Below are 6,561 nucleotides of genomic sequence, written 5' to 3'. Positions count from 1 at the left end.
GGTTGCCGCTGCGTTCACCGGACTTGCCCAAGCGATCTGACCGCGGGACCCGGCCGGGTTCAACGCGTCCGCCGATCCCGCGACGCAACGGCGCCCGCGGATGCCATCCCCAGCCCGTGGGCCGCGCGACGCTATCGCAACCTGCTGCAGGCCGCCGGATTCCACGGCCCCGCTATCGAGGTGCACACGGCGGTGCTCACCGACCCCGCCATGCTGCCGATCCTGCTCGGGCTCAGCCAGGCCGCACAGGCCACCGGCGCCATCACCAGCGAGCAGGCCGAAGCGTGGACCGCCGAGCAGCGGGATCGCGCCCGGACCGGACAGATGTTCCTCGCCATCCCCCTGTTCGTCGCCTCCGCCCGCCGACCATGAGCTCTGCAGCACAAAATGGCGAACGCCCGGCCCGGGTGATCGCGATGCCGACCGCGGGCCGCCATGCCCAAGGCGCCGGGGTACCGGCAGGATTCCTGTCCGACGGGCCTCAACTGTTCATGAATGCGGACGGCCGGCCATCTGCTGCATCGCAGCGATCTCGGCCTGCTGCGTCTTCACGATGCTGGCGGCGAGTGCCTTGGCGTTTGGGTTAGTGCCGTGGGCCAGCTCGGCCTGGGCCATCATGATCGCTCCCTCGTGGTGAGTGATCATCATCTGGAGAAACAGCTTGTCGAACTCGGCGCCGGTCGCCGCCTTCAGCTTTGCCATGTCTGCACTGGACATCATGCCCGACGTCGTCGGCATCCCACTGGGCATCATGCCGCCCGGCATCGTGCCATTCGGCATCATGTCGCTCGGCATGCAATGCATGCCGGGACAGCTCGGCATCGTGGTCGGCTGGCCCCAAGCGGCCAGCCAGCCCTTCATCGTCGCGATCTCCGCCTTCTGCTCAGTACTGATCTTGGCGGCGAGTTGTTTGACGTCCGGATCGGTCGCCTTCATCTGGGCGAGGGTGGCCATCTCCACGGCCTGCTCGTGGTGCGGGATCATCATCCGGACGAACATTGCGTCGACGTTGGTGAACGTGGGGTTGACGCTGCCGTTGCTCGGTGCCGTAGGAGTGCCGCCGCTGCTGGCGGTGTCACTGCAGGCGGTGAGTGTGACGGTCGCGGTGAGGGCGGCGCCGAATAGCACCGCGCGACCCAGGGTGTGGTACTTCATGGGGCGCAGACTCCTTCGTCTCGGTGTGGTGAACTGCGCTGCCCCAGCGGCCGTCCCTGTGATGCGGTCACGCCGAACGCGGGCGTCATCGCTCAGACGGCGCGACCTACGAGCTGCAACCCGGTCCACGGCCGGTACGGCGCTGTACCGCACTCCCGGGCATCCGGCCCGCATGCTTCCCAAACCGGGTGGCGATATGCCGAGCGCAACATCACCGGCCAGGCACTCACCCAGACCGACCGCCTGACAAGCACCGGTGTCGCGAGCGCCAGCAGCGCTGCCCGCGCAGCCAGGCAACCACCCGCCGTCAGATCGAACGCTCGAACACGGCCCGACGAACGGCCCGCCGTGGCTCCCAGCCGCGGTGGATCGTTCGCCGCCTTCGCGTGGCGGCGGCGCACCGGCAAGTCGACGTGAGCGCATTGCGGTTGTCGGGCAGCGTCGGCAGGGGAACCGCCCGGGACCCCACATCCATTCGAACCTGCGTTCGATTATCCTGCTCGGGTGCACAGCGAGACCTGCGGCATAGGTGGAACCGCGTGGTGGCGTTTGAACCGCCGCGACGTGTTCGTGCGTACGGACGGCGTGACCTTCGAGCTAGAGGTGCGCCTTGGCGGCCCGGAAGGGCGACGCTGGCAGCGGGCAGGGTTCGGTGGGTCGGGGTTGCTCATGACGGCTCCCGGCCGCGCCGCAAGTTCCGCTCAGTCGTGTTCCGGTGCTCCGGTGAGGTGGTGGTCGGCCGCATACAGCGCCTCGAGCACGAGTCGCCGCACGTGGCCGCCGCGCACCCGGTACAGCACTCTCCGGCCGTCGCGGCGGGTGTTGACCAGCCCGGCCAGCAGCAGCTTGCCCAGGTGCTGGGACACGGCTGGGCGGGCGGCGCCGACGGCGGCGGCGGTGAGAGTGGTGACGTCGTGCTCACCCTCGCGCAACTCCCACAGCAGCCGCAGCCGAGTCGGGTCGGCGAGCATCCGTAGCGCGGTGACCGCCGCGTCGATCTGCTCGCCCGAGGGTGGTTGTTGCCCAACGTCGGCAGTTGCAGCGTTGTCGCGTGCGTACATGAGCACATATCTTGCCATCGCGACGCTGTGAACCGCCACCGCCGGGAGAGGCCAATGGACCACCACCACGATGCCCCGCTCGACGACCGCGGTGATCATGGCCATGACCATGATCACGGCGATGATGGTAGTGGCCATGGCGGGTCGACGGCCGGCTGGGCGGCGTTCCGCCATCGCCTCGGGCATCTGCTGACGCCGCACTCGCACGACGCGGCGGACAAGGTCGACTCGGCGATGGAGTCGTCCCGCGAGGGCATGCGCGCGTTGTGGATTTCGCTTGTTGTGCTCGGCGCGACCGCGACGCTGCAGGTGGTCATCGTCCTGGTGTCGGGTTCGGTGGCGCTGCTGGGCGACACGTTGCACAACTTCGCCGACGCGCTGACAGCGCTGCCGCTCGGGGTAGCGTTCCTGCTTGGCAGGCGGGCGGCGACCCGGCGGTACACCTACGGCTTCGGCCGCGCCGAGGACCTCGCCGGGATCTTCATCGTGGCGACTATCGCCGCGTCCGCGGTGCTGGCCGCCTACGCGGCCGTCGACCGGCTGATCCACCCCGCCGACGTCAGCCATCTGGGCTGGGTCGCGGCAGCCGGCCTGGTCGGCTTCGTCGGCAACGAGGTCGTCGCCCAGTACCGCATCTCCGTCGGCCGGCGCATCGGCTCCGCCGCGCTGGTCGCCGACGGCCTGCACGCCCGCACCGACGGGTTCACCTCCCTCGCCGTGCTCATCGGCGCCGGCGGCGTGGCGGTCGGCTGGCGGTGGGCGGACCCAGTCGTCGGCCTGCTCATCACCGTCGCGATTCTGTTCGTGCTCAAGGACGCGGCCCGGGAGGTGTACCGCAGGCTGATGGACGCCGTCGACCCACGCCTCGTCGGCACGGCCGAGGACGCGTTGCGCGGCACGCCCGGCGTGCTCGGCGTCGCGGGGCTGCGGATGCGCTGGGTCGGTCATCAGTTGCACGCCGAGACCGACATCCTGGTTGCCGACACCCTCACAGTTGTCGACGCGCACGCGATCGCGGTCGAGGCCGAGCACCGGCTACTGCACGCCGTGCCCCGGCTGACCGCGGCGACGATCCACACCGACCCGGACTCCGCGAACATCCACGACCCGGTCGCCCACCATCGCTGAACCGGGTCAGCCGCCCCAGCTCGATGCGTTTGGGTACGTCGGCGAACGCGGCGATGTCCAAGCGGTGGCCGGCGCGCATCGGCTCGGCCACCTCGCGGACCTCCCGCCGGTCGGTGCGGGCCAGCACTCCCCGATCATTGCGATGCCGCCCAGGTGGTGGCAGGTCATCAGCTCGTAGTACAGCAGGTCCAGCTGCAGGCTCGTGGCGTGGCGGAGCCGGTCGAGCTCGGCGCCGCTAGCCATGCCGGGCATGAGCCCTTCGGCGTTGACGGTCACCACCACGCCGCTGGGGTGCGAATCCGGTGTCGCGCCCCTTGACGGTCGCGGGTTTTTCATCCAAGCCGTGGCCGAGCCGGGCCCGGTCGAGCCTAGATGCCACTGCACGAACCAGGGGCGCATGACGCCGGTCTGGGCCTGTGTGGGCGTCCACTCGTTACCGCTGGTTTTGGGTTCTCGGTGGCCACATCACCGTCATACGGCACGCCGCCGAGACCTGCGGTGGCTGCACGCCCGTCACCGACCCCACCGGCGCGCCGCTGGGGTGCTACCCGTGTGTCCGCAGGCCGGTGAGGGTGGTCCGGACGAGCCGGTGGATCGCCGCCGGGTCGTGCAGGCTGGTGGCCGCGGCCAGGGCATGCAGGCAGTAGAGCGTGAGCTCGCCGGCTGGGACGTCTTGGCGTATGGCGCCGGCCGCGGCGGCGTCGGTGATGAGGTCCTGGACGAACTCACGCAGGTGCTTGTGAGCGGCGGCGATGTGCTCGCCGTGGTGGAGCATGTCCGCGGTCTCGGTGTTGTGCGCGCGCCGGTGTGAGATCGCCATCGTGTAGGCGGTCAGCACCGACTCCAGGCGTTCGGCGGCGCCAGCGGTCCGGTCGCGGACCCGGAGCAGTTCCTGCAGGTGCTGGTCGATCTGGCGGTCGTGCCAGGCGCGCAGGATCGACTCGACGTCGGGAAAGTACTTGTAGAGCGTCGCGCGGCCGATACCGGTCTCCTTGGCGATCTGCGACATGGTCACGCCGGTCAGCCCGTGTTCGGCGACCAGTGCCGCGGTGGCATTGATGGTGGCCTCCCGCACGGCGTCGCGGTGCGCCTCGATCGTCTGGCTCCAGATCTTCGGCATGTCGCCCATCGTACGCGACGACCAGCTACGATACACATGACTTGACAGCGACAATATGTATTGAAAAACTGAATCCCGCCTCGACCCGACCGGATCGGGGCGCCGAGCGGATCGAAGGAGTTTCGCCATGCCCGAGTTGCCCTCCCATCAGGACACTGGCCCCGCGGTGCCGGACGCCGAGATCGGCGGGACGTCCCGGCGCCGCAAGGTGCTCGTCGCCGTCGCCGTGGTCGCACTGATGGTGCTCGCTGCGGTACTGCATCTGACCGGTGTGCTCGGCGGGGAGAGTCACTGATGATCGAGGCGGTCGGGCTGGTCAAGCGGTACGGCAACGTGGCGGCGGTCGATCGGCTGTCGTTCACGGTGCCGGCCGGGTCGGTGACGGGGTTCCTCGGGCCGAACGGGTCGGGCAAGTCCACGACGATGCGGATGATCCTGGGACTCGACGCGCCGGACACGGGGACGGTCACGGTGAACGGCCGGCCGTACGCCGGGTACCGCCGCCCGCTGTACGAGGTCGGGGCGCTGCTGGACGCCAAGGCGGTAGCCCCCGGGCGCTCGGCGTACCAGCATCTGCGGTGGCTGGCGCTCAGCAACGGCATCCCGCGCTCCCGCGTCGAGGCGGTGCTGGGCCAGGTCGGGCTGGCCTCGGCCGCCCGCAAGCAGGTCGGCAGGTTCTCCCTCGGCATGGCGCAGCGGCTCGGCATCGCCGCGGCGCTGCTGGGTGATCCGCCGGTGCTGATGTTCGACGAGCCGGTGAACGGGCTCGACCCCGACGGCGTGGCGTGGATCCGCAGCCTGCTGAAGTCGCTGGCCGGGCAGGGCCGCACCGTGTTCCTGTCCAGCCATCTGATGAGCGAGATGGCGGTGACGGCCGATCGGCTGGTCATCATCGGCCGTGGCCGGCTGATCGCCGAGACCGGCGTCGCCGAGTTTCTGGCCGCCGGGGGCGAGAACTACATCCGGGTCCGCTGCACCGAGGCCGATGCCCTGGCCGCGCTGCTCGCCGAGCGGGGCGCGACCGTCGGCCGCGATGCGGACGGTGCGTTGCGGGTCATCGGTGCGACGGCCGACGAGATCGGCGAGGCGGCCCGGGTCCGCGGGCTCGGCCTGCTGGAGCTGTCGCCGCAGCAGATGTCGCTGGAGCAGCGCTACATGGAGCTGACCCGCGACACCACCGACTACCACGCCACCCAACCGATGCCGGTGCCGACGCCGGCCGCGCGCTGAAGGGCCTCCGTCATGACCCCTACCACAACATCGCCGGCTACCACAGCATCGCCGGCGTCGCGGGCCACCGGGCGCCGCGGCGGGGACTTCACCAACGTGCTGCGCGCGGAGCTGGCCAAACTGGCGAGCATCCAGTCGACGTACTGGGCGTTGCTGGTCGCCTTCGCCGGCAACATCGGCTTCGCCGTACTCGCCGCCGCCCTGCTGGCCCCGCGGCTGAAGCCCGCCGACCTGGCCCATGTGGACGTCGTCCAGCTCGCGTTGGCGGGGCTGCACCTGTCGCAGGTCGCCTTCGGGGTGCTCGGCGCCTTGGCCATCACGGGTGAATACGGCAGCGGGATGATCCGCACGACCTTCGCCGCCCTGCCGCGGCGCCGGACCGTCCTGGCCGCCAAGGGCCTGGCTTTCGCCGGGACGGCGCTGGTCACCTCGACCGTTTCCACGGTCGCCGCCTACCTCGCGTTCCTGGCGGCGCTACCCGCCCACACCCTGACAGGGACCGCGCTCAGCGACCCCGGCGTCACCCGGGCCATGCTGGGCGGCGGCCTGTACCTCACCGTGTACGGGCTGCTCGGATTCGGGCTCGGCGCCCTGCTGCGCTCCTCGGCCGCGGCGATCGCGACCCTGCTCGGCGTGCTGTTCGTCCCGCCGCTGCTGCTGGACCTGCTGCCCGGGTCGTGGAAGACCACCGTGGGGCCCTACATCCCGATGCAGTCGGGAAGCCAGATCTTCGTCGCCGCCCATCGCGAGGCGGCCAGCCTCGCCCCGTGGACCGGCTTCGGCGTGTTCAGCCTGTACGCGGCCGCGGCCCTGCTGGCCGGGTTCCTCATGATCAACCGGCGGGACGCGTGACCGGCCCGGTGCAAG

The 6,561-nt window shown here is 70.4% G+C and carries 7 protein-coding genes and 2 pseudogenes; 5 read left to right on the top strand and 4 right to left on the bottom strand.

The genetic code is table 11. From position 1 onward, the window contains the following. Positions 1–372 (top strand): annotated as a pseudogene (locus AB0B76_RS53380) (hypothetical protein); the annotation flags it as partial. 117 nt (positions 373–489) lie between these two features. Here the strand turns inward: AB0B76_RS53380 and AB0B76_RS53375 are convergent. Continuing rightward, a complete protein-coding gene (locus tag AB0B76_RS53375; RefSeq protein WP_360392327.1) occupies positions 490–1,155 on the bottom strand; it encodes a DUF305 domain-containing protein in 666 nt (221 codons plus the stop codon). 701 nt (positions 1,156–1,856) lie between these two features. After that, the gene (locus AB0B76_RS53370) at positions 1,857–2,354 is read right to left on the bottom strand and encodes a metalloregulator ArsR/SmtB family transcription factor (RefSeq protein WP_360392324.1); all 498 of its coding nucleotides are present in this window, start codon (positions 2,352–2,354) and stop codon (positions 1,857–1,859) included. A 96-nt stretch (positions 2,355–2,450) separates the two neighbouring features. Here AB0B76_RS53370 and AB0B76_RS53365 point away from each other — a divergent pair, with 96 nt between their 5' ends. Further along, positions 2,451–3,344 carry a cation diffusion facilitator family transporter gene (locus tag AB0B76_RS53365; protein WP_360392322.1) on the top strand — a complete coding sequence of 298 codons (894 nt, stop codon included), beginning with the start codon at positions 2,451–2,453 and terminating at the stop codon, positions 3,342–3,344. Between the two features lie 6 nt (positions 3,345–3,350). Here AB0B76_RS53365 and AB0B76_RS53360 read toward each other — a convergent pair. Together AB0B76_RS53360 and AB0B76_RS53355 are read right to left on the bottom strand one after the other, a co-directional pair. Further along, positions 3,351–3,749 (bottom strand): annotated as a pseudogene (locus AB0B76_RS53360) (DUF305 domain-containing protein); the annotation flags it as partial. A 139-nt stretch (positions 3,750–3,888) separates the two neighbouring features. Further along, a complete protein-coding gene (locus AB0B76_RS53355; RefSeq protein WP_360392318.1) occupies positions 3,889–4,464 on the bottom strand; it encodes a TetR/AcrR family transcriptional regulator in 576 nt (191 codons plus the stop codon). Between the two features lie 127 nt (positions 4,465–4,591). Here AB0B76_RS53355 and AB0B76_RS53350 point away from each other — a divergent pair, with 127 nt between their 5' ends. Genes AB0B76_RS53350 through AB0B76_RS53340 form a run of 3 tightly spaced genes read left to right on the top strand, consistent with a single transcriptional unit; the run spans position 4,592 to position 6,546 of the window. Next, the gene (locus AB0B76_RS53350) at positions 4,592–4,759 is read left to right on the top strand and encodes a hypothetical protein (RefSeq protein WP_360392315.1); all 168 of its coding nucleotides are present in this window, start codon (positions 4,592–4,594) and stop codon (positions 4,757–4,759) included. Continuing rightward, complete coding sequence (locus AB0B76_RS53345; RefSeq protein ID WP_360392312.1) at positions 4,759–5,694, top strand: ATP-binding cassette domain-containing protein; 936 nt, start codon at positions 4,759–4,761, stop codon at positions 5,692–5,694. The genes AB0B76_RS53350 and AB0B76_RS53345 overlap by 1 nt, the downstream gene beginning before the upstream one ends. Positions 5,695–5,706: 12 nt before the next feature. Beyond that, positions 5,707–6,546: an ABC transporter permease gene (locus tag AB0B76_RS53340; protein ID WP_360392309.1), complete on the top strand. Its 840-nt coding sequence runs from the start codon at positions 5,707–5,709 to the stop codon at positions 6,544–6,546. Positions 6,547–6,561: the final 15 nt, after the last annotated feature.

This window comes from Dactylosporangium sp. NPDC049140 (assembly GCF_040648435.1).
Note: the sequence above shows the minus strand (reverse complement) of the source record. Positions and strands in the feature narration are given on the sequence as shown.